General features: G+C 57.5%; 19 protein-coding genes and 1 pseudogene. 13 read left to right on the top strand and 7 right to left on the bottom strand.

What is annotated here, in order from left to right; genetic code table 11:
• The first annotated feature begins 36 nt into the window (after window positions 1-36).
• From rfbA to NKH03_RS28725, 5 genes and pseudogenes are all read left to right on the top strand, one after another.
• Window positions 37-918: a glucose-1-phosphate thymidylyltransferase RfbA gene (rfbA, locus tag NKH03_RS28745; protein ID WP_352972195.1), complete on the top strand. Its 882-nt coding sequence runs from the start codon at window positions 37-39 to the stop codon at window positions 916-918.
• On the top strand, window positions 919-1,473 hold the full coding sequence (rfbC, locus tag NKH03_RS28740) for a dTDP-4-dehydrorhamnose 3,5-epimerase (RefSeq protein WP_352972193.1): 555 nt from the start codon (window positions 919-921) through the stop codon (window positions 1,471-1,473).
• Window positions 1,474-1,501: 28 nt separating this feature from the next.
• Window positions 1,502-2,572, top strand: a complete 1,071-nt coding sequence (gene rfbB, locus NKH03_RS28735; RefSeq protein WP_352972191.1) for a dTDP-glucose 4,6-dehydratase — start codon at window positions 1,502-1,504, stop codon at window positions 2,570-2,572.
• Window positions 2,569-3,456: a dTDP-4-dehydrorhamnose reductase gene (gene rfbD, locus NKH03_RS28730; protein ID WP_352972189.1), complete on the top strand. Its 888-nt coding sequence runs from the start codon at window positions 2,569-2,571 to the stop codon at window positions 3,454-3,456. Before rfbB ends, rfbD begins: the two co-directional genes overlap by 4 nt.
• A 55-nt stretch (window positions 3,457-3,511) precedes the next feature.
• A pseudogene (locus NKH03_RS28725) lies at window positions 3,512-3,913 on the top strand (class I SAM-dependent methyltransferase); the annotation flags it as partial.
• Here NKH03_RS28725 and NKH03_RS28720 read toward each other — a convergent pair.
• Together NKH03_RS28720 and NKH03_RS28715 are read right to left on the bottom strand one after the other, a co-directional pair.
• A complete protein-coding gene (locus NKH03_RS28720) occupies window positions 3,812-4,132 on the bottom strand; it encodes a hypothetical protein (RefSeq protein ID WP_352972213.1) in 321 nt (106 codons plus the stop codon). The pseudogene NKH03_RS28725 and the gene NKH03_RS28720 sit on opposite strands and share 102 nt — an antisense overlap.
• 97 nt (window positions 4,133-4,229) lie before the next feature.
• Window positions 4,230-4,856, bottom strand: coding sequence for a hypothetical protein (locus tag NKH03_RS28715; protein ID WP_352972211.1), 627 nt, complete (start codon window positions 4,854-4,856; stop codon window positions 4,230-4,232).
• Between NKH03_RS28715 and NKH03_RS28710 the strand changes: the two genes are divergently transcribed.
• The 4 genes from NKH03_RS28710 to NKH03_RS28695 all read left to right on the top strand — a co-directional run bounded on the left by NKH03_RS28710 (window position 4,749) and on the right by NKH03_RS28695 (window position 11,723).
• Window positions 4,749-5,807, top strand: a complete 1,059-nt coding sequence (locus NKH03_RS28710) for an NAD-dependent epimerase/dehydratase family protein (RefSeq protein WP_352972187.1) — start codon at window positions 4,749-4,751, stop codon at window positions 5,805-5,807. The two genes, NKH03_RS28715 and NKH03_RS28710, sit on opposite strands and share 108 nt — an antisense overlap.
• 100 nt (window positions 5,808-5,907) lie before the next feature.
• Entirely contained in the window at window positions 5,908-7,842 is a 1,935-nt protein-coding gene (locus NKH03_RS28705) for a rhamnan synthesis F family protein (RefSeq protein ID WP_352972185.1), read from the top strand.
• Between the two features lie 62 nt (window positions 7,843-7,904).
• Window positions 7,905-9,824 (top strand): rhamnan synthesis F family protein, encoded by a 1,920-nt coding sequence (locus NKH03_RS28700; RefSeq protein WP_352972183.1) that lies wholly within the window; start codon window positions 7,905-7,907, stop codon window positions 9,822-9,824.
• A gap of 69 nt (window positions 9,825-9,893) precedes the next feature.
• A complete protein-coding gene (locus NKH03_RS28695) occupies window positions 9,894-11,723 on the top strand; it encodes a rhamnan synthesis F family protein (protein ID WP_352972182.1) in 1,830 nt (609 codons plus the stop codon).
• A gap of 22 nt (window positions 11,724-11,745) precedes the next feature.
• Here NKH03_RS28695 and NKH03_RS28690 read toward each other — a convergent pair whose 3' ends face one another.
• The 3 genes from NKH03_RS28690 to NKH03_RS28680 all read right to left on the bottom strand — a co-directional run bounded on the left by NKH03_RS28690 (window position 11,746) and on the right by NKH03_RS28680 (window position 14,916).
• A complete protein-coding gene (locus NKH03_RS28690) occupies window positions 11,746-12,906 on the bottom strand; it encodes an acyltransferase family protein (protein ID WP_352972180.1) in 1,161 nt (386 codons plus the stop codon).
• Window positions 12,907-13,366: 460 nt separating this feature from the next.
• Window positions 13,367-14,068 (bottom strand): ABC transporter ATP-binding protein, encoded by a 702-nt coding sequence (locus tag NKH03_RS28685; protein ID WP_352972178.1) that lies wholly within the window; start codon window positions 14,066-14,068, stop codon window positions 13,367-13,369.
• Window positions 14,069-14,073: 5 nt separating this feature from the next.
• On the bottom strand, window positions 14,074-14,916 hold the full coding sequence (locus NKH03_RS28680) for an ABC transporter permease (protein ID WP_352972176.1): 843 nt from the start codon (window positions 14,914-14,916) through the stop codon (window positions 14,074-14,076).
• 366 nt (window positions 14,917-15,282) lie between these two features.
• On the opposite strand from NKH03_RS28680, the gene NKH03_RS28675 reads away from it, so the two are divergent.
• The 3 genes from NKH03_RS28675 to NKH03_RS28665 all read left to right on the top strand — a co-directional run bounded on the left by NKH03_RS28675 (window position 15,283) and on the right by NKH03_RS28665 (window position 18,938).
• Window positions 15,283-17,271: an SDR family NAD(P)-dependent oxidoreductase gene (locus NKH03_RS28675; RefSeq protein ID WP_352972174.1), complete on the top strand. Its 1,989-nt coding sequence runs from the start codon at window positions 15,283-15,285 to the stop codon at window positions 17,269-17,271.
• 73 nt (window positions 17,272-17,344) lie between these two features.
• Window positions 17,345-18,277, top strand: a complete 933-nt coding sequence (locus NKH03_RS28670; protein ID WP_352972172.1) for a glycosyltransferase family 2 protein — start codon at window positions 17,345-17,347, stop codon at window positions 18,275-18,277.
• A 121-nt stretch (window positions 18,278-18,398) separates the two neighbouring features.
• Window positions 18,399-18,938 carry a sugar transferase gene (locus NKH03_RS28665; RefSeq protein ID WP_352972170.1) on the top strand — a complete coding sequence of 180 codons (540 nt, stop codon included), beginning with the start codon at window positions 18,399-18,401 and terminating at the stop codon, window positions 18,936-18,938.
• Between the two features lie 30 nt (window positions 18,939-18,968).
• Here the strand turns inward: NKH03_RS28665 and NKH03_RS28660 are convergent, their stop codons facing one another.
• Together NKH03_RS28660 and NKH03_RS28655 are read right to left on the bottom strand one after the other, a co-directional pair.
• Window positions 18,969-19,904: an NAD-dependent epimerase/dehydratase family protein gene (locus NKH03_RS28660; protein WP_352972169.1), complete on the bottom strand. Its 936-nt coding sequence runs from the start codon at window positions 19,902-19,904 to the stop codon at window positions 18,969-18,971.
• Entirely contained in the window at window positions 19,901-21,226 is a 1,326-nt protein-coding gene (locus NKH03_RS28655; protein ID WP_352972209.1) for an O-antigen ligase family protein, read from the bottom strand. The genes NKH03_RS28660 and NKH03_RS28655 overlap by 4 nt, the downstream gene beginning before the upstream one ends.
• A gap of 490 nt (window positions 21,227-21,716) precedes the next feature.
• Here NKH03_RS28655 and cysD point away from each other — a divergent pair.
• On the top strand, window positions 21,717-22,437 hold a 721-nt coding region (gene cysD, locus NKH03_RS28650), incomplete at its 3' end, for a sulfate adenylyltransferase subunit CysD (protein ID WP_352972168.1).

Raw genomic sequence — 22,437 nt, 5'->3', positions numbered from 1 at the left:
CAGGGCCGGGGGGCTTGGCATGTCAAGGAGAGCTTCTTGAAAGGAATTATCCTTGCTGGAGGCAGTGGAACGCGTCTCTATCCGCTAACATTAGCAATCTCTAAGCAGATTCTGCCGATATACGACAAGCCGATGATTTATTATCCGCTGAGCGTTTTGATGCTTGCGGGTATCCGCGAGATTCTGGTCATTTCGACGCCGCGTGATCTGCCGGTTTTTCGCGATCTGCTTGGCGATGGATCGGAGTTCGGGCTCGATCTGTCCTATGCCGAGCAACCGCAACCCAACGGTCTTGCGGAAGCCTTCATCATCGGCCGGGATTTCATCGGCAAGGACAGCGTGTCGATGATCCTCGGCGACAACATCTATTTCGGTGATGGGCTGTCGCAGCTTTGCCGCGACGCGGCCTCGCGCGAAAAGGGTGCCTCGGTGTTCGCCTATCATGTCGAGGATCCCCAGCGTTATGGTGTCGTATCCTTCGACAAGGCCACCGGAACGGCGCTGACGATCGAAGAAAAGCCGCGGAACCCGAAATCCAACTGGGCTGTCACCGGTCTCTATTTCTACGACAATGACGTCGTCGACATCGCTCCCTCCATCCGGCCCTCGGCGCGCGGCGAGCTCGAGATCACGGCGGTCAACAACGTCTATCTCGAGCGCGGCCAGTTGCATGTGCACCGGCTGGGGCGCGGCTACGCCTGGCTCGACACCGGCACGCATGACAGCCTGCATGAAGCCTCCTCATTCGTGCGCACCATCGAGCATCGCCAGGGCATCAAGGTCGCCTGTCCGGAAGAGATCGCCCTTGAACAGGGTTGGCTGACGGTGGACCAGGTTCTGCGTCGCGCCGACCGCCTGGGCAAGAATGAATATGCCGCCTATCTGCGCCGGCGTGTCGTCGAGCTGTCGGAGGGCTAGATGCTGGAAGTCAGGTCCCTTGGCATCGATGGCGTGCTGGAAATCGTGCCGAAGCGGCATGGCGACGCGCGCGGTTTTTTCATGGAAACCTACAATGCCGAGCGTTTTTCGCAGGCCGGCATAGACTTGGCTTTCGTGCAGGACAATCATTCCTATTCCGCGGCGGCGGGTGTTTTGCGCGGGCTTCACTACCAGCTTGCGCCGCGAGCGCAGGACAAGCTGTTGCGCGTCATTCGGGGCAGCATTCTCGACGTCGCGGTCGACATTCGCCGCGGCTCGAAGGCCTTTGGGAAATGGGTCGCTCTCGAAGTGTCGGCCGAAAAGGGCAACCAGATTCTGGTGCCGAAAGGCTTCGCGCACGGCTTCGTGACGCTCGTGCCCGACACCGAGGTCCTGTATAAGGTCACCGACACCTATTCGCAGGCGCATGACCGGTCGATCCGTTTCGACGATCCCGCCATCGGCATCGAATGGCCGTCATTGACCGGCGGGTTCCAGCTTTCGGACAAGGACCTGAAGGCGCCGCTATTGGCCGCCGCCGAGGTGTTTGCCTGATGGATTGCCAAAGGATGAGGACAGCGGCATGAATTTTCTAGTGACAGGCGGTGCTGGCTTCATCGGCTCGGCGGTGTGCCGGCATTTGTGCGCCAACCCGTCCTATCGCGTGACCAATCTCGACAAGCTCACCTATGCGGGCAATTTGGCCTCGCTGCGGCCGATCGAGAATGCACACAATTACCGCTTTGCACATGCTGATATCTGTGACGAGAAGGCGGTGCTCGACATCCTCCGCCGGGACGATATCGACATCGTCATGAACCTCGCCGCCGAGAGCCATGTCGACCGCTCGATCGATGGGCCGGGTACGTTTATCGAGACCAACATCGTCGGCACCTACAAGATTCTCAATTCCGCGCTGGAATACTGGCGTGGCCTGCCCGAGGACAGGAAGAGCCGCTTCCGCTTCCACCATGTCTCGACCGACGAGGTGTTCGGCGATCTGCCTTTCGATGGTGGCATGTTCGTCGAAGAAACGCCCTATGCGCCGTCTTCGCCCTATTCCGCCTCGAAGGCGGCCTCGGACCATCTGGTGCGCGCCTGGCACGAAACCTATGGCCTGCCGGTCGTGCTTTCCAACTGCTCGAACAATTATGGACCCTACCACTTTCCCGAAAAGCTGATCCCGCTGGTCATCCTCAATGCGCTCGACGAAAAGACGCTGCCGGTCTATGGCGCCGGCGCCAATGTGCGCGACTGGCTGTTCGTCGAGGATCACGCGCGGGCTCTGGAACTCGTCGCCACGAAAGGGCAGCCGGGCGAAAGCTACAATGTCGGCGGCAGTTCCGAGCGGACGAACCTGGGTGTCGTCGAGACGATCTGCGATTTGCTCGACATCAGGCGTCCCCGGACCGGTGGCAAGAGCTATCGCGACCTGATCTCCTTCGTCACCGACCGTCCCGGCCATGACCGCCGCTATGCCATCGACGCGTCGAAAATAAGCCGGGACCTGGGCTGGACGCCGAAGGAGAATTTCGACAGCGGCCTGGCCAGAACCGTGGATTGGTTTCTCGACAACAAATGGTGGTGGGGGCCGATCCGCGAACAGCGCTACGCCGGTGAACGGTTGGGTGAGGCCCGCGAGGGGGTGGCGTGAGGCTCGTTGTCACCGGACGCGAGGGCCAGGTCGCGGCAAGCCTTCTGGAGGCCGGCCAGGGGCGCGCCGGCGTGGAAGTCATCGCCATTGGCCGGCCGGAACTCGATTTGGCAAAACCCGATACTCTGATCGAAGCCATCGCGGCCGCGAAGCCCGACATCGTCGTGTCGGCCGCCGCTTACACGGGGGTGGATCAGGCCGAGGATGAGCCCGATCTGGCATTCGCGGTGAACGCCGTCGGCGCCGGCAAGGTGGCGGAAGCCGCAGCGGAGCTTGGCGTTCCCGTCATCCACCTTTCGACCGACTATGTCTTCGACGGTTCGAAGGACAGTGCCTATGTCGAGACGGACGCAACCGCACCGGCCAGCGTCTACGGCGCCTCCAAGCTTGCCGGCGAGCAGGCGGTGGCATTAGCCAATCCGAGCCATCTGATCCTGCGCACGGCGTGGGTCTACAGCCCGTTCGGCCGGAATTTCGTTAAGACCATGCTGCGGCTCGCCGCTGATCGCGACGAGATCGCCGTAGTGGCCGATCAGTGGGGAAATCCCACATCCGCACTTGATATCGCCGACGCAATCCTGCATGCGGCAGCACAGCTTCATGACGGCAAGAGCTTCGGTGCGTCCGGCATCTATCACCTGGCCGGCACCGGCGAAGCCAACTGGAGCGGCTTTGCCCGCCATATCCTGGACACAAGCCGCGTGTCTGGTGGTCCTTGGGCGCGGGTACGGGATATTGCCACGAGGGATTATCCGACCGAAGCACAGCGCCCCGCCAATTCGCGGCTGTCGAGCGCGAAATTCGCCGCTGCATTCGGCTGGAATGCGCCGGACTGGCGGCAATCGACCGAAGCGGTAGTGCGCCGGCTTGTTCGGACTGTTTGATGATGCCCTTACCCGTATTGGAGGCAATGTGATTGCCCAGGACCAGAAGAAGGCGATGATTCCTTTCAATTCGACAACATTCCGGTTCCCTGAGCTCATGGCTCCATGGGTCGAGCATGTCCCATTCATGTTTTGGCTAGTCGATGGGCTCAGACCTCGTCGGTTTGTGGAGCTTGGCACGCATAACGGGGTCTCCTATTGTGCCGCTTGCCAAGCTATCGAATTATTGCGTCTGACCTGCAATTGCTACGCGGTCGACACCTGGACAGGTGACGAGCATGCGGGTTTTTACGGAGAGGAAGTCTATTCCGATCTGGTCGCCTACCACGCACCAAAGTATGGCTCCTTCTCACGCCTAGTGCGGTCGACATTCGACGAGGCCGTTAGCCATTTCGAGGATGACAGCATCGATCTGTTGCACATCGACGGTCTGCACACCTACGACGCTGTTCGGCATGACTTCGACGTCTGGCGGCCGAAGCTCTCGCAAAACGCCGTTGTGCTCTTTCACGATACTAATGTGCGAGAGCGCGGTTTCGGCGTCTTTCGTTTCTGGAGCGAGATCTCGGCGGGCCGGCCGCATTTCGAGTTCCTGCATGGGCACGGACTTGGCGTTCTGGCGCTTGGCGACAGTTATCCGAAGGCCGTCGAGGCGCTTTTCGCATCCGGCGGACAAGACTCCAACCTGGGGGCGGTACGAACAGCCTTCGCCCCATCTTGGCCAGGCGGTTGCCGAGCGCGAGAATACGTCCCATGCCGTGAGGCAGTTCGCGCTAGGCCGCGAAGAGTGGCAGCGACAGGTCGAACAGCACATCAGCGAGACCGCTGCGCTGACGGCCGAGCGCGACCGGGCGACGACGCGGGCGAGCGAGTGCGAGGCACACTTTGCGCTGAGCCGAGAAGAGTGGCAGCGACAGGTCGAACAGCACATCAGCGAGACCGCTGCGCTGACGGCCGAGCGCGACCGGGCGACGACGCGGGCGAGCGAGTGCGAGGCACACTTTGCGCTGAGCCGAGAAGAGTGGCAGCAACAGATCGAAGGGCGCGATAAGGAGATTGTGCAGGCGCAAGGGGTGACGACTGCACTTGAGGCCAAAACTCACGCAAACCGAGCTTGCTGTTGAAGAATTCAAGAACTCGACAAGTTGGCGTGTCACCGCACCTCTGGGGGCATTGTCAGGTAATGTCAGGTGGTGTTTCAAACTGCTAAAGGTTCGCGCCGCTAATCTTTTCAAATTGGGTCGCCGCTGATGGCGGACACCCTCATCGACGAAACATGGAATGCTGATTGAATGTCCAAAATATGTGTGGTGACCGGCGGAGCCGGATTCATTGGATGTGCGTTGTCCACTAAATTGGCAAACCGTTTCGGGCGTGTAATTGTCATCGACAGTTTGCATCCCCAGATTCACGCTGAACGGAAACGTCCTGCCGAACTTGACCCTCGCGTCGAACTCATGCTTGCCGATGTGACCGAGGCTTTGACCTGGGCGCAGGCATTGGAAACCGCCCGACCGGACGTCGTGGTGCATCTGGCGGCTGAAACGGGTACTGGGCAGTCGCTCACCGAGGCCTCTCGCCACGCTGTAGCAAACGTCCTCGGCACAACCCGCATGTTGGACGCCTTCGCCACGGCATTGCATGTTCCTGAGCGTTTTGTCCTGGCTTCAAGCCGCGCCGTCTACGGAGAAGGGGCATGGCGATCCAGGGATACCGGCGAGCTAACCTATCCGGGCCAGCGATCGAAGCAGCAGCTCGAACACGCGGAATGGGATTTTCCCGGCCTTGAACCTTTGCCGATGGATGCGGAAAAAACGATACCGAATCCGACCAGTATTTACGGAGCAACCAAGTTAACCCAAGAACAGGTATTGCGGGCTTGGGCCCTGTCTTTCGGAACAGCTGTCAACGTGCTCCGCCTTCAGAACGTATATGGTCCAGGCCAGTCCTTGACGAATAGCTACACGGGAATTGTGTCGTTGTTCATCAGGATGGCCAAGGAAGGCAAGAGTATTCCAATCTACGAAGATGGCGATATCGGCAGGGATTTCGTATTCATTGATGATGTGGCGTCGGCGCTCGACAAGGCTACGACAACAAATCTCTCGCAATCGCTCGCCTATGATGTCGGCACGGGCTCCAAGACCACGGTGCTCGATCTGGCGAGGATCATCGCGAAAAGATATGGTGCTCCAGAACCGCACGTCAACGGCATGTTCCGCAACGGCGATGTGCGTTGCGCTGTCGCCAACATTGACAGGACGGTTCGTGAACTGGAATGGCAACCTTTGAAAAGTGTGGGCGAGGGGATCGGCCAACTTTCCGGATGGATAGATTCACAGCTTGGCTAGAACTACGACATCGTGACACGGAAGTGTTCCGCCGTCGAGATGCTTCCATGGGAGACGTGGTCCCTATGCCACGTGGGTTTGGTTTTGCGGGGAATTGGGGATGCGTCGTGGGGCAATTTTTTTCTTCTATAATGAAACAGGTCTTGTCGACGAATACATACTCTTCCTTCTGGGCAAACTGAGACCATTCGTAGAGACGATTATCTTTATCTCCAACGGCGACCTCTCAAGATCGTCGGAAATTGCAGTGCGGTCTGCTGTAGACGAGATCGTCATCCGTGAAAATACGGGACTCGACGTTGGAGCGTACAGTGATGGGCTCAAATTCATAGGTTATGACAAGCTCGGCGACTACGATGAAATCCTTTTACTCAATCACACGTTCTACGGGCCTCTTTTCCCATTCTCGGAAATGTTCTCGGAAATGGAACTTCGGGATTGTGATTTTTGGGGCATATCCGGTCACAAGGAAATGGTGCCCAATCCTTTCACGGGACAGGGGAGCTTAGTCAGCCATCTAAACTCTCATTTCATCGCGGTAAGAAGGACGATGCTCACCTCGCTTGCTTTTCGTAATTATTGGGAAAGTATGCCGATAATCGAGGATTATACGGACTCTGTATTGATTCATGAGTCGCGTTTTACGAAGTTTTTTGAAGATTTTGGATACGGTTCTGATGTCTATGTTAGTTCAGAAAGGTATACGTCGAAATATCCCGTCTTCATTGAAGTTGATGAGACTATTTCAGACAGAAATCCGATTCTGAAGCGGCGACTTTTCTTTAACGATCCGATTTTTTTAGAGCAGAATGGCATTGATTTGCCCCGGGCTTTGCGGGTGCTTAAGGAGACCTCCGACTACGACCCCAATTTGATTTGGCGCAATGTTTTACGCTCTTCGGAGTTGAGGAATCTCAACACCAACGCTGCGCTGATGAGCGTCTTGCCGGATGAGTGGACGAAAGGCGATGGCGCCGCTGCCGACTATGGCAAGGTCGCGGTCTGCGCGCATATCTACTACACCGATATGCTCGACGAGATCCTGGCCTTGACCGAAAACATTCCGGTTGCCTATGATTTTATCGCCACCACGGATACCGCGGAGAAGAAGGCCGAGATTGAAGCCGCCTTGGCAAAACGCCCTGGCGTAAAGAATGCCATCGTCCGCGTTATCGAGAAAAATCGCGGTCGTGACATGTCCTCGCTGTTCATCTCCTTGCGCGATTTGCTCATCGACGATCGCTATGACCTCGTCTGCCGCCTGCATACAAAGAAGTCGCCGCAAGTGCAGTCGTCGAGGGGCAATCTGTTCAAGCGGCACATGCTTGACAATCTGCTGAATAGCCGTGGCTACGTTCACAACGTGTTGGACATGTTTCACGGCAATCCTTCAATCGGACTGGCCATTCCGCCGATCTTTCATATCTCATATCCGACCATGGGGCATTCCTGGTTTGCCAACAGACCCAAGGTCGAGGAAACCGCGCGGCTCTTGAAGATCAACGTCAAGTTCGACGAGAGCACGCCGGTGGCTGCCTATGGCACCATGTTCTGGTTCCGGCCACGCGCCCTGCGCAAGCTGTTCGAGCACAAGTGGAAATGGGAAGAGTTCAATGCCGAGCCGGATCATCTCGACGGCGGGTTGGCGCATGCGCTCGAACGGCTGATTGCCTACGCGGCTCAGGATGCTGGATATACCACGCAGCACATCATGTGCGCGCATCAGGCGGCGCACAATTACACCATGCTCGAGTTCAAGCTGCAAAAGCTTGCCAGCCTGATGCCCTCAGGCGACTTCCAGTGGCAGTGTCATATGTTGTCTGAGTGGAAGAAGGCGGGCTATCCCTCGGCAAACCATCTACCAGCCTCTGTGCCATGGGCGCAGACGTCAGTGAGGCACTCTCTGGCCGGGCTCAATTTCGCCGTTAAAAGCTCGCTAAAATTCAGGGCGCCTGTCCTGTTCAAAATACTCAGGCCGATCTATCGCGGCATGGCCTCCGTTTTCAAGCCGAGCTCGCGGCGTAACTACGGATAGCTCATTTCGTGACATGGCAGGCATCGGACAATAAAGTTTCACGGTCTATTCAGGAGTGCCGGATGCGTCGTGTTGCCGTATTTTCGCTCTACAACGAACGTGGAATTGCAGATGACTATGTCATCTTCCTTCTCGAAAGGTTGCGCGAGTTTGTCGAAAGGATTGTTGTCGTTTCCAATGGAGACCTTTCCAAGCTTTCGGAAATCGCAATCAAGAATAGCTGTGATCAGCTTCTGGTTCGGAAGAACGAGGGATTTGACGTATGGGGATACAAGACCGGGATTGAAGCCATCGGTTTCGATGATCTTTCTGAGTATGATGAGCTCATTCTGCTGAACGACACCTGCTACGGGCCTCTTTTTCCGTTCTCGGAAATGTTTTCGGAAATGGAACGCCGGGGTTGTGATTTCTGGGGCAGTGCTGCCCATCAGGAAATGATCCCAAATCCATTTACCGGAACAGGCCATCTGCCCCGTCATCTCACCGCCAACTTCATTGCTGTCCGAAAAGACATGCTGAAATCGCTCCCCTTCAAAAAATACTGGGAGAATCTTCCGCAGATCAAAACCTACATCGATGCCATTGTGCTTCACGAGTCGCGCTTTACCAAGCATTTCACAAATCTCGGCTATACGGCGGAAGCTTATCTTGATCCGGATCAATATGGATCGCGATATCCTGCGTTTATCAATGTTGATGAAACGATCGTCAACCGTTTCCCTCTGCTAAAGCGACGCCCATTTTTTCATGATCCGGTGTTCTTGAATGCTGAAGGCATTGATTTGCCCCGGGCTTTGCGGGTGCTTAAGGAGACCTCCGACTACGACCCCAATTTGATTTGGCGCAATGTTTTACGCTCTTCGGAGTTGAGGAATCTCAACACCAACGCTGCGCTGATGAGCGTCTTGCCGGATGAGTGGACGAAAGGCGATGGCGCCGCTGCCGACTATGGCAAGGTCGCGGTCTGCGCGCATATCTACTACACCGATATGCTCGACGAGATCCTGGCCTTGACCGAAAACATTCCGGTTGCCTATGATTTTATCGCCACCACGGATACCGCGGAGAAGAAGGCCGAGATTGAAGCCGCCTTGGCAAAACGCCCTGGCGTAAAGAATGCCATCGTCCGCGTTATCGAGAAAAATCGCGGTCGTGACATGTCCTCGCTGTTCATCTCCTTGCGCGATTTGCTCATCGACGATCGCTATGACCTCGTCTGCCGCCTGCATACAAAGAAGTCGCCGCAAGTGCAGTCGTCGAGGGGCAATCTGTTCAAGCGGCACATGCTTGACAATCTGCTGAATAGCCGTGGCTACGTTCACAACGTGTTGGACATGTTTCACGGCAATCCTTCAATCGGACTGGCCATTCCGCCGATCTTTCATATCTCATATCCGACCATGGGGCATTCCTGGTTTGCCAACAGACCCAAGGTCGAGGAAACCGCGCGGCTCTTGAAGATCAACGTCAAGTTCGACGAGAGCACGCCGGTGGCTGCCTATGGCACCATGTTCTGGTTCCGGCCACGCGCCCTGCGCAAGCTGTTCGAGCACAAGTGGAAATGGGAAGAGTTCAATGCCGAGCCGGATCATCTCGACGGCGGGTTGGCGCATGCGCTCGAACGGCTGATTGCCTACGCGGCTCAGGATGCTGGATATACCACGCAGCACATCATGTGCGCGCATCAGGCGGCGCACAATTACACCATGCTCGAGTTCAAGCTGCAAAAGCTTGCCAGCCTGATGCCCTCAGGCGACTTCCAGTGGCAGTGTCATATGTTGTCTGAGTGGAAGAAGGCGGGCTATCCCTCGGCAAACCATCTACCAGCCTCTGTGCCATGGGCGCAGACGTCAGTGAGGCACTCTCTGGCCGGGCTCAATTTCGCCGTTAAAAGCTCGCTAAAATTCAGGGCGCCTGTCCTGTTCAAAATACTCAGGCCGATCTATCGCGGCATGGCCTCCGTTTTCAAGCCGAGCTCCTGAACGTAACACTTCGTAACAAAAAGGCATACGCATGCGGATCACCTATCAAGCCACTAAAGAGAGGGGCTGATGAGGCGTCTGGCCATTGCATTTTACTATGATCAATACGGCAAGGTCGATGATTACTATTTTCACCTGATTGCGTCGATTCGGCCTTTTGTTGAGACACTACTAGTGGTTTGCAACGGTCCGGTTGACAAAGAAGCTCAGTCTCGGCTTTCCGAGACAGCTGATAGCTTCCTGATCAGGGAAAACAAAGGGTTCGATGTATGGGCCTATCGAAGCGGCCTCGAACATATTGGGTGGGATGAACTATCACGCTTCGACGAGATTTTGCTTTTCAACCACACCTTCTACGGGCCGATTTTTCCGTTCTCGGAAATGTTTTCCGAAATGGACCGACGTCGCTGTGATTTTTGGGGAATTTCCGCTCACAGGGCGATGAAACCCAATCCGATCGACGTCAGAAGGTCGGAACTGCCCTTCCACCTCAACTCCCATTTCATCGCGGTGCGGCGGTCCTTGCACCAGTCAAAGGCGTTTCGTGACTATTGGATCCAGATGGCGCCCATCAACTCCTATATGGATTCGGTCGCGAAACATGAGACGGTGTTCACGGAGCATTTCCAGGCCTTGGGCTTCACCAGTTCGGTCCTGCTCGATCCGGAACGATATAAGACGCCATACCCAGTTTTCATGGAGCCGGACAAAACGCTGGAGGACCGTAGCCCGATCCTGAAGCGGCGCCTCTTTTTTCATGACACGCTAACGCTCGAGCGCGAGGCCATCAACCTGCCGCGTGCCCTGGAAATAATCGAGAGACAGTCAGATTATGATTTGTCTCTAATATGGAAAAGCGTTGGCCGTCTGGGCCCGCCTCGTACGCTAAACGGCAACGCCGCGCTGCTCTCCGTCCTTCCGGACATACGTATTGGTACGGAAAGGAGTTGGGACAGATATCGGATAGCGGTTCTCGCCCATGTATATCACGTCGACATGATTGATGAGATTCTAGGCTACACCGAAAACGTGCCGAAGGGTTACGATCTAATTATCACGACGGATAGTGCAAACAAGCAGGCGTCGATTCAACAAGCAATCGCGAAGGCGCCGAACGCCAGAAACTCCATAGTCCTGGTCGTTCCGAACGACGGCAGGGATACCTCAGCACTCCTTGTCGGGTGCAGGGACTACGCAATCGAGGACCGCTACGATCTGATCTGTCGGATCCATTCCAAACGCTCTCCCCAGGACGGCCCAAGGGGAGAGCTATTTAAGCTTCACAATTTCGATAACCTTCTTCACACACCTGGGTATGTCGAAAACTTGCTTGAGCTTTTTGTCGGCAATCCAGCGCTTGGTCTGGTTATGCCACCGGTGGTTCATATTGGCTACCCGACTTTGGGAAACGCATGGAGTGGCAACAGAGCCGGTGTTGCCAAGCTGGCCAAACAGCTGCGCCTGATCGTGCATTTGGACGATAGTACGCCCGTCGCGCCTTATGGTGGAATGTACTGGTTTCGTCCTGCTGCTCTAAGGAAGCTTTTCGAACATAAATGGAGCTGGGACGATTTTGCCACTATGGAATACCGGGATGGGAGTTTGGTCCATGCCTTGGAGCGGATCATAGCCTATGTCGCAATCGACGCAGGATACACCTTCCGACACGTGATGACGGAGGGGCACGCTGCTCACAACTACGTTATGCTGGAGGCCAAATTGCAGGCATTGTGCGCCAATGGAGCGCCGGCGGAATTTGGAAACCTGGGGGTGAAAAGAGCCTTTCATGGCCTCATCTTCTCGATCAAGAGATCAATCGTGGCCAGATCGCCAATAGTGTTCAGGGTCCTCAGGCCACTCTATCGCTGCCTGCAAAGGATAATTGCGCCTAGGGGTTAGCAGCCGGCCATCCTGCCCCTTCTTAGGCTGCTTCGCGAACGACCAGCCGAGGCCGTTCTTGTCGTCCTGCCAATCGAGAGGCAAGCCGCTTGCCCCAATTGTTGGTCGGCCTCTCCAAGACGCGATAGGTCACCGCAGCAGTTGGGAGGACGCATGCCAGCGTCAGCACAAAGCAGGAAACAAACGTTTCTATCCTTCCCCCTCCCGACGCCTGTATCTGCTTATAGATCGGGAACAGGGCAACGATGATCGGGCTATGAACGAGATAAATCGAGTAGCTGATGTCCCCTATCCAAGCCGTTGTTTTGTTGACGAGAATGCGGATCGGGCAAAGGGCGAGGCCGAGGACAAAGCACGCGAACATAGCGCCTAGCCAATGGAACGGCTCAATAAAGGGCACCGAAGCTCCTCCTACTACCGCATAGAACTGCACCGGAACCGAGGCCAGCAACGCGGCGCCTATCTGCTTGCTGTTGGGTCGATCCCTGAGCAAAGGCAATGCCCAAAACGCTACGAAACCGAACATGAATATCGGCATGTGGTGAAAGATCGACTGCTGTTGGTAATTTGCTGGGTCCGCCGTGAACAGGACCACTGTCATGCTGAAGACCTTTGCTACTGCCAAGCTGATGAGCATCGCCGCCAGCGCCGACCACAAATTTTTGGTACGGGCGTAGACGAACGGGAAGATCAAATAGAACATCATCTCCGTACCAATCGTCCAGCCGGCGAGAACCAGCGATGTCTGGTGGCCATTCCCCGGCACTAGGTTAAAGATGAACGTCACGTTCGTGAGGAACGTGCTGACATTGAGATCGAACCCAGCCGGATTGGTATTGAAGATATCCCTAGCCGGTTTGAAGACGGAAAGCAGTGTGAATGCTACCAGCAAATAAAACAGCGGCGCGATGCGGAAGAAGCGGCGCAAGGCAAAACCCAAGATAGGTCGCTGCTCGTCAGCATGACTTGGCTGCATTAGGCAAAGGGAGAACGTGCTGACGACGAAAAAAAGCTGGACTCCCCAAACGCCATTGGCCACGTAGAGGTCTAACCAGGGCGGCAACTCCATGCCAGGTTGCGGCATGTGGGCGACATGGACCGATATCACCCAAAGAGCTGCGATACCCCGCAACGCGCTGAGATAGGCGTATCGAACCTGTTTCTTCGTTTCCGTAATGACCAATCTTCCATACGCCGGGTAGGTGTTGCTACCACCCAGGGCCGTGATGTAGGCAACAAAGGCCAGCGCAAGGCAGATATTCGCGCATCATGATGTTTGTTACCTTCCGTGCCGCGCTTCTTGGCATGCTCCACGCGAAGAAACAAGGGGCACCGCGCTGGCTTCGAGGATATGAGGATATGGCAGGGCGAGGGGGGCTCCCTCTGTTGACGAAGCCCAAAAACCCGCCCTTAGAGAGGACACCTCGCGTCTTCCTCGGTTGACGATGGTCGGAAGCGTTGGCCGTTGGTCAAACTGCCAGGGCGCGGCTGATTTCCGTGGTTCGGCCTTGGCGTCGATAGTGGTGGTTTTAAACCATTAGTCGCTTGCGGGTATTCCGGCAGGCAACAACGCTCGAAGAGGGATGATGCTACGATCTATCGAGCCATAGCTCGACCTCAATATCAAATATCGCGCGGCGCTTTTAGGTCAGCGATTCCACTCGGCCAGCGCGAAGTGTCATTTTCTTCGTGCAGACGCGCTGGATCAGCGCATCGTCGTGGCTGGCCAATACGATGATGCCGGCCTTTTCCGCCAGTTCGTCCATCCGTCGCTTGGCTTTTTCCTGGAATGACGCGTCGCCGGCGCCAATCCATTCATCCATCAGCAGGATTTCTGGTTCAAGCGAGGTCGCTGCCGCAAAGGCCAGGCGTGCCGCCATACCCTGGCTGTACGCCTTGAACGGCAGGTCGATGAAGTCACCCAGTTCGCTGAAATCGATTATTTCTTCCATCTTCTCTTCGATCTCGGCCGCCGTCCAGCCGCTGATCAACCCCCTCAGCACGATGTTTCTGCGCCCGGTGGCCTCGGGGCGAAAACCTATGTGGATGTTGAACAGGGCATCGACCTTGCCCGCGATCGATATGGTTCCGCCCGACGGCTGGTAGATTCCATATAGAACCTTGAGCAGTGTCGTCTTGCCGGCGCCATTCGGGCCGACTAGCCCCAACCGGTCGCCGGACTTTAGCTCGAAGCTGACATCGTCAAGCGCCTGCACGACCTGCTTGGTGCCCGACTTCGCTATGTTGCCGCCGAGAGCACTCCGACGCCGGCCTGGCGCCGAAAGTGTCAACTTTTCGAACAGGCGATAAACGAGGCTGACATTGTTCAGTTTGATGGAGGTCATGGAACTCAGATCAGGAAAACGATGCGCTTGCGATAAAGGCCGAGCAGCAGCAACGCAAGCGCCCAGAGGCCAAGGCAGACGTAACCTGTCACGGCCAAGGCATGTCCTGGAAATATGCCCGCCGTGATCGGCTCACGCACGCCCTCGAGGAAATAGGTGAACGGGTTCCAATGATAGGCATATTTTTGAACGCCTTCTTGCCCGTTATAGACCCAGAAGACCGGCGTGAAGAACATGCCCACCCGCATCAGGTTCCCGACGATGAACTCACTGTCGGGAAAGAATGCGCCCAGGAATGCAAAGACCATGACAAACGCAGGCGTTGCCGAGATGAGGAGCAACAGACCCAGCAATGACAGCAGCCAGTTCGTGTTGATTCCGTAACCGCTCAAAAGCAAAATAAGAACGCAACCCGCGAGCGAATAACCAGCCCGAATGATGCATTGCATCGTCAATCGCATCACATAGACGAACAACGGCAGCGTCGTGCCTTGAATGAAGCTCGCTTCGCGCTGGAAGAGAGAGACGCTCATGGTAATGGTCTCGGTGAGGTAGAACCACACCAGCATGCCGATGGCCACATAGGCTATATAGCTTGGGTTGCTGGCGTCCGTGGTCACGAAGACAAAGGCAAATGTGCCAACGAAAGCGAAATAATTGACCAGCATCCAAAGCGGGCCGAGCGTCGTGCGTCTGTGCTGGTCGCCGATGTCCTCATGGGCAAGCGCGATCCAGACCCGGTGTAATCTCATGGCCTTTGAGATGTCGTCAAAAGCGCCGTTTAGTGCCGCAATCATGGCTGATAGTATCGCAATCCGTTGTTCTGGCGCATTATCCTTCGCTGCCATAGCGAACCACCAAGCCCGTCTCTAATAGCCATTTCGACAAGCATATGGCAACGTATTGCGTCGTAGCGAGGTCGAGAGCAGAGTCAACTGCGGCAAAACCGGATACACGCTGACGTAGCGGCAGTGTCCAAAGCGCAAGGTTCACCGAAGGGTCGGAAACAATCCATCCGGGAATAGGGAGTCAAGCTTACTCTTATTCACGCGCTTTTCCGAAAAAACATCTGGCTATGCCTTCAACCTCGCAGTATGCGATACAGGCCGGCGGGAGCCGGGGATAGCACTTTTGAGAAAGTGGCCACGAAGTATCTTCGTGTTCGCACTTTTTCTGGTGTTCATATCCGTGAGCCTGGAGTCTAGTGCCGTCCAATGAATTCTTACCTTGAAGCAGTATTCGGACTTCGGCCACAGATGCGGCGCGCCTTCATCATGGTCCAGGACGTGGCCATGGTCCTGGTCGCCGTGGCGCTCAGCCTCGTGCTTTCGCGGTCGAATCTTTCGTTCGAGCCGCTGTCCAACGAGGGTTTAGCAACCTGGGCGGGCATTATTCTCATCAGCCATTTTCTATTCAGATATTGTGGCCTCTACACGACCGTCTGGCGCTTTGCCTCGACGCCGGACTTTTTCAATATCCTGAAGAGCTGCGCGATTTTGACGTTCGCTCTGTATGCGACTTCGCTGCTGGTTCGTTCTTTCCAACCGGTGCAGGGGCTCAACGAGCGTCAGTTCATCGTCTTCTTCCTCGTCTCCTTCACGATCATATCGGCGCCCCGGCTGTTCTACCGCTTCCTGCGTGACGGCGCGAGCTGGGGCATTTTGAGCCGCAAGACCGACGGGACGCAGGCCAAGCGAGCGTTGTTCGTCGGTCGGCTCGGCGAGGCCGACCTGATCATTCGCTTCACGCGCACGGCACAGCCGGCTGACTATTCCATCGCCGGCATCATGGCGACCGAGCATGGCGCGCCGTTGGGCACGCGGATCCAGGGTGTTCCCGTGGTGGCGACCCGGCCGCGTCTGATCGATGTCCTGGAAGACTATGCGAGCGGCACCAAAAGCCTGGATCTGCTGATTTTCGGCAGCGGCGCCGAGCACGAGATCGAGGAGTATTCGGAACTCGTCCGCGTCGCCCGGCATGGCGATATCAGTGTGGTGCAGTTTTCCGGCCTTTCGGAGCTGGAACGACACGGCAAGCTGGTTCTCGACACCGTCGAGATGGAAACGATCCTGCGCCGTCCGACAGTCGCGTCCGATATCGAGCGCATCGGTGCCTTTGTCGGCGGCAAACGTGTTCTGGTGACGGGCGGTGCCGGCTCGATCGGCCGAACGCTGGTCAAACGGTCGCTGGAGCTGGGAGCGGAGGCGGTGCTGGTCGCCGACAACTCCGAGTTCGGCATCTTCCAGCTGAGCCAGTATATCGACGAGAAGGACCACGACCGTCTCAAGGTCCGTATCGTCGATGTCGCCGACCGACGCCAGATAACGCGTGTCGTTACGGAATTCCGGCCGGATATCATTTTTCATGCCGCGGCGCTCAAACACGTTCCGCTGCTCGAGGAAAACTGGGATTCGGCCATCCAGACCAATATTTTCGGAACGCTCGTCTGCGCCGAGGTCGCCGCCAAATGCGGGGTTGCGCAATTTGTCCTGATATCGAGCGACAAGGCGGTGGATCCCTCATCGGTGCTTGGCATGACGAAGCGGGCCGCTGAACAGATCGTCAGCGCCTTGCATGGGACGCCAGCGGCCGAGCCTGGCGGGCGTCGCTCCGCCACCAAGTTCATAGCCGTGCGGTTCGGCAATGTCTTTGGCAGCAATGGTTCGGTGGCGACCATATTCCAGGCGCAGATCGAGGCCGGAGGGCCTGTCACCATCACCGACCGGCGCATGACACGCTATTTCATGACCGTGGCCGAAGCAGTCGATCTCGTCATCATGTCGGCGGCCGATGCCGCGTCGCGGCGGAGCGGGGATGACTATGCCGTCTATATGCTCGACATGGGCAAGCCGGTGCCGATTCTTGAAGTGGCCGAAACGATGATCCGCATGTCCGGAAAGAGCCCATACAAGGACATCGCAATCCGGTTCACCGGCATAAGGCCGGGCGAAAAACTCCACGAAACGCTGCATGGCGAAGATGAGGAACTCGTCGAACTCGGCATTTCGAAGATTTTTGGCCTCAGCACGGACGTGGTGGAATGGTCGGATGTCCAGATCGCGCTCACGGCGCTGCAGCAGTCGGCGAAAAACCAAGACAAGGCTGCCGCGCTCGCCGTGCTGGCAGGCCTTGACCGCGCCAAGAAGGCTAGGGGGAGCATTCGTCAGGACGTGATCCCGAAAACGGTCGGGCAGGCGGGCTAGGCCGCTCCTCTTCCGACGCGATCATGATTCGGGGATCTGAAAATCCCGGGCATATGCAAGGTGTTTGACGTTCGTGGATAAAGCAGATCTGCGCATCGCAGTCCTGATGGGCACGAAAGATGGCGCCGCCTTCATCGATGAGCAGCTGCGGTCGTTGCTCGCCCAGTCGCACCCTCTGGTCGACCTGTGGATATCCGACGATGGCTCCATCGATGGCACGATCGCCATCATCGAGGCATGGCAATCCCGCTGGACCAAGGGTCGAATGACCCTTGTGGAGGGGCCACGGCAAGGGTTCGCGGGCAATTTCCGGTCGATGATCCTCGATCGACGCATCGATGCGGACGGCTATGCTTTCTGCGACCAGGACGATATCTGGGAGCCCGACAGGTTGGAAAGCGCCATCCGCTGGATGCAGGCCCACGACGCAAAAACCCCGTTGATGTTTTGCTCGCGAACCGCGACCATGACGGAAACGGGAAGCCTTGTCGGCCATTCGCCGCTGTTTGCCCGGCCGCCATCCTTTCGCAACGCACTTGTGCAGAGCATCGCCGGCGGCAACACCATCCTGCTCAACGCCGCGGCGCGCGACCTGCTGGCCAGGGCCTCCGTGCGGACCGGGTTCGTCAGCCACGACTGGTGGGCCTATCTCATCGTGACCGCCGCCGGCGGCATCGTCCGCTACGATCCGCGGCCACTGGTGCGCTACCGGCAGCATGCGGCAAACCTGGTTGGCGCCAACGCGTCGTGGAGGGCAAGGGTTTCCCGGCTTGGCCGCCTGTTCAAGGGCGAGTTTGCCGACTGGACGGATCTCAACCTTGACGGACTTGCCGTCAATCGCGATCTCCTGACCGAAGACGCGGCTTCATGCCTCGACCTGTTCACCAGGGGTCGGCAGGGCGGTCTTTTCCGCCGCCTGGCAGCCTTGCGCAAAAGCGGTGTCTATCGGCAGACCCTTCCCGGGACCCTGGGGCTCTATCTCGCTTTCATCCTCGGGCGCATCTGAGCATCGAAGGGCTGTTGGCACGCTTGGTCAAGAGATGAGCTCATGCTACGTCGACCGGATTGACTGGGCTTCGCCCGCGGCGTGGCCTCGCGACTTTGACAGGGAGCATGATCGGCCGTTCATGAAGGCAACCAAGCACATTTTCGATCTTGCCGGTGCGGCTCTGCTGCTGGTGGTCACATCTCCCGTGCTGGTGCTCGCGGTCCTTGCCGTTCGGGTATCGTCGCCTGGTCCAGCTATCTTTTCGCAGACGCGGGTCGGTCGCGACGGCAGGCTTTTTCGCTGTCACAAGTTGCGCACGATGTATGTCGGGACGCCGTCATTGCCCTCGCATGAGGCGCCCGCGAATTCCGTCACAACGGTTGGCAAGGTGCTGCGGAAATTCAAGCTCGACGAACTGCCGCAGTTCTGGAACGTGTTGAAGGGCGAGATGAGCCTGGTGGGGCCGCGCCCCTGCCTGCCGACCCAAACGGAATTGATCGAGTGTCGCAGGCGGCTGGGGGTTTTGGCGGCACTTCCAGGCATAACCGGCCTGGCTCAGATCAGGGGCATCGACATGTCGAACCCGCGGCTTCTGGCTGAAACGGACGCCGCGTATCTCCGCATGGCGTCGTTCCGGCTTGACCTTCGGATCCTGCTCGGAACGCTCTACCGAGGCTGAACAAACCACGATCCCAAAAGTGGTGGGAAGCTACGACTTACCGAGCCGCGCCAGTTCGGCCAGCCGCCCCAGCGGGTCGCTTTCGGGCGCCCATCCCTGCGATATCAGCAGGGCGGGATCGCATATCTGTGTCGCGGTCAGGCCGTCCCAAAATGCCTGCTTGCCCAGCACGCTTGCTGCCGGCCGCATCAGGCCTGCCGGCACGGTCATCAGGCGCATCGGCCGTCCGAAACCCTTGCGAAAGGCGGCGATGATGGCTTCGAGGGTGACCGGTGGTACATCGGCGCCGACATAGATCGGGCGAAGTGGCGCCGAATGGGTCAACAGATGCGACACCGCTCGCACCGCGGCCTCGCGGGACATCAGCGAGCGGATTCCCGTCAAGGCGCCGGTCGGCAGCGGCAGCGCCGTATCGGCCAGGCGCATCAGCGTCGCCAGGTTCCCCTTCATGCCGCTCCCATAGACCGGTGGCAGGCGCAACACGGCGGCGTCGGAGCGGCCATGCGATGCATAGGCTTCCAGGATCCTGATCTCGCCTTCCCGCTTCGAGAGCCCGTAGACGCATTGCGGGGCGGGAGGCGTGTTCTCGTCGATTGTCGCGCTGACCCGAGCGCCGATCACGGCCCGGATCGAGGAGAGATGGATGAAGGGTCCGCTTACCTGTGCCGCCGCGGCATGCGCCAGCCGCGCGCTCAATTCCACATTGGCCGCCCAATAGTCGGCTTCGGTGGCATTGCCCCGATCATTATTGAGGCCGGCACAATGGACGACGTGGGTCACATCCCTAGTGAGTGCCAGGAAGGCCGCGGCCGGTGCATCGAAATTGGGCAACAGCACCGCGCCGTCCCCCGACCCAAGCCTTTCCGGATGGCGGGAAGCGAGACGAAGCTCGGCGCCGGCCTGGCGAAGATGATGCACAACCAGGCGCCCGATGAAACCCGTTGCGCCGGTAACCAGGACCTTCATTGCCTTGCTCGCAACAGCTCTTGGGTGGCCGGCGGAGGCGCCTGTTCTTCCATCACCGGTGGAGGCGCATGCTTTTCCATCAACGGAGCCTGACAGCCGGAGGCAAGATACGTTCCGCACACAAGGAAGACCATCAGCACCGAGTCCAGGATGTCATGGCCGACGAGGATGCCCGTCATTCCCGCCGTGAGATAAGTGACAATGACGATGACAATCATGGTGGCGCCGAACCGCTCGACCGGATCGCTGCTGTTCCGCAAGACCCGAGCAGCATTTCCAGCGGCAACGACAAAGATCGCCGCCAGCGTTGCGGCGCCTAGAATTCCGGCTTGCACCGAAGCGGTCAGGAAGCCGTTGTGAAAATGGTTGAAGCCTGTCTCCATTGCGAACTGATCATGAAAGCCCTGCTTGATTAAAAGCTGGGTCGCGCCCACCCCATGTCCGAACAGTGGCATGTCACGGAATGCTTTGAGGCCGATCTCCCAAAGCGCGACACGTATTCCCAACGAGCTGTCGTAATTGCCCTGCGCGCCCAGCGCATTCCAATCGGAGTGCAGAAAGTCGATGCGCCCGGATATCGCCTGGAAGCCGAAAGCGGCGACCACGATGCCGACTGCCGCCAGCAGCAGAAGCACACGAACGGCATTCCTGCCTCTGAGCCTCCGATGGTTGATAAGCAAAACAGCGATGCCGGCAATCAGCAGAGCCAGCCAGGCAATACGCGAACCGGAATAGATGATGGCGATCGTCCCGGCCAATGCGGCGTGGAAAAGGGGGTTACGGGCTCGCTCTATGCCTGACAAGGCGCCGGCCACGCAGACCGCCACGGCAAGGCAGACGACCGTTGCGAAGACGATCGGGTTGCCGGCCCCGCCCTCGGCCCTGACCCCGATCCAATATTGCTGGATGACGGCCAAGAGCAGCGCGACAAAACAGGCGGCCATGCAGCTGAGAACGATGGTGCGGGCAAGCATGGTTTTCTGCGTGATGCTCCAGGTCGAATAGGAGACGGGGAAAAACAGGAAGGTGACGAGCGGTATAAGGTGTGGCGCATCGCGGACGAACGAATTGTTGACGATAGTGGCCAGGAGATTGGCCGCGCAGTAGGCATATATCGCGACCGTCAGCCAGATCATTGGCCGGTCCGCGTTGAAGTGCCTTTTCCCAGATGCAATCAGCACGACGGAAGCCAGGGCTCCGCCGTTGAAAACAAAACTGACCACCGATCCCAGAACCGGTGGAAAAAAGAAGCAAAGGATGGAGAAGTAGATATTGACCCGCGAAGGCGTGAATTGCTGTCTCAGGGATGAAAGCCGGCTCAAATTTTCGGGCTCGCTATTTTCGGGAAGTTTCATGCGGCGGATCTTGTTTAGCGAAGCAGAATGCGCTCGCCTCGAGACTGCCCATGCCTCATGATGCACTTGCCCGCTTCCTGGGGCTGGTATAGCGGCTGGGCTTCTTTTTCGATAGTATGTCGGGTCGATTGTCACCGAAAAACAGCTGCCGGCGCGGGGTCGATCGGAGGGAGGTTCCCGGAAGGGCCGTAGCCGGTCTATTCAAGCAATATTTTTCCGGCATTTTCTCAGCTGTCAGCCTAGCGAGCAGGAATTTCCGGCTTTTCTAGCGTTCGTGGAAAATTCATTCCCGAACCATGCGCCCCAGAGCCAGTCTTGCATTGTTCTAGACAACGGCGATCTGCTAGAACGCCGGCACGAGAGAGATTGTCCAGAAGCAAGGCTTGAACCGGGCGCAAAGCTCGATGATTTGAGGCAAGATCTTCTGTCGGAAGGCACGAAAGAACGCTCACGGTCCATGACAACAGCGCTTACGCATCTCCAGCGGCTTGAAGCCGAATCCATCCACATATTCCGCGAGGTTGCGGCCGCTTTTTCCAAGCCGGTCATGCTCTATTCGGTCGGCAAGGATTCATCCGTGCTGATGCATCTGGCGATGAAGGCGTTTTATCCCGCTAAGCCGCCGTTTCCCTTTCTTCACGTCGACACGACGTGGAAATTCCGCGAGATGATCGCCTTTCGCGATCAGATGGCGCAGAAACTCGGCTTCGATCTCCTGGTTCACGTCAACGAAGATGGCGTACGCGACAACATCAATCCGTTCGACCATGGTTCGAACACGCACACCCATGTGATGAAGACCGTGGCGCTGCGCCAGGCGCTCGACAAATACGGTTTCGACGCGGCCTTTGGCGGCGCCCGTCGCGACGAAGAGAAATCGCGCGCCAAGGAGCGCATCTTCTCCTTCCGCAACGCCCAGCATGTGTGGGACCCGAAGAATCAACGCCCCGAGATGTGGAAGATATTCAACACCCGCATCGCAACGGGCGAATCGATCCGCGTCTTTCCGCTGTCGAATTGGACCGAACTCGATATCTGGCAGTACATCCTGCAGGAGAGTATCCCGATCGTGCCGCTCTATTTCGCCAAGGAGCGGCCGGTGGTGGAACGCGACGGCATGCTGATCCTCAGGGATGACGAGCGCATGAAACTGCGCCCCGGCGAGACGGTGGAGAACC

The sequence above is a fragment of the Mesorhizobium sp. M1406 genome (assembly GCF_040317555.1).
Lineage (GTDB): Bacteria > Pseudomonadota > Alphaproteobacteria > Rhizobiales > Rhizobiaceae > Mesorhizobium.
Note: the sequence above shows the minus strand (reverse complement) of the source record. Positions and strands in the feature narration are given on the sequence as shown.

Coding starts and splice junctions, on each gene's coding strand:
- rfbC (WP_352972193.1), top strand. CDS start 919: ATGCTGGAAGTCAGGTCCCTTGGCATCGATGGCGTGCTGGAAATCGTG.
- rfbB (WP_352972191.1), top strand. CDS start 1,502: ATGAATTTTCTAGTGACAGGCGGTGCTGGCTTCATCGGCTCGGCGGTG.
- NKH03_RS28710 (WP_352972187.1), top strand. CDS start 4,749: ATGTCCAAAATATGTGTGGTGACCGGCGGAGCCGGATTCATTGGATGT.
- NKH03_RS28715 (WP_352972211.1), bottom strand. CDS start 4,856: ATGCAAACTGTCGATGACAATTACACGCCCGAAACGGTTTGCCAATTT.
- NKH03_RS28705 (WP_352972185.1), top strand. CDS start 5,908: ATGCGTCGTGGGGCAATTTTTTTCTTCTATAATGAAACAGGTCTTGTC.
- NKH03_RS28700 (WP_352972183.1), top strand. CDS start 7,905: ATGCGTCGTGTTGCCGTATTTTCGCTCTACAACGAACGTGGAATTGCA.
- NKH03_RS28695 (WP_352972182.1), top strand. CDS start 9,894: ATGAGGCGTCTGGCCATTGCATTTTACTATGATCAATACGGCAAGGTC.
- NKH03_RS28685 (WP_352972178.1), bottom strand. CDS start 14,068: ATGACCTCCATCAAACTGAACAATGTCAGCCTCGTTTATCGCCTGTTC.
- NKH03_RS28680 (WP_352972176.1), bottom strand. CDS start 14,916: ATGGCAGCGAAGGATAATGCGCCAGAACAACGGATTGCGATACTATCA.
- NKH03_RS28675 (WP_352972174.1), top strand. CDS start 15,283: ATGAATTCTTACCTTGAAGCAGTATTCGGACTTCGGCCACAGATGCGG.
- NKH03_RS28665 (WP_352972170.1), top strand. CDS start 18,399: ATGAAGGCAACCAAGCACATTTTCGATCTTGCCGGTGCGGCTCTGCTG.
- NKH03_RS28660 (WP_352972169.1), bottom strand. CDS start 19,904: ATGAAGGTCCTGGTTACCGGCGCAACGGGTTTCATCGGGCGCCTGGTT.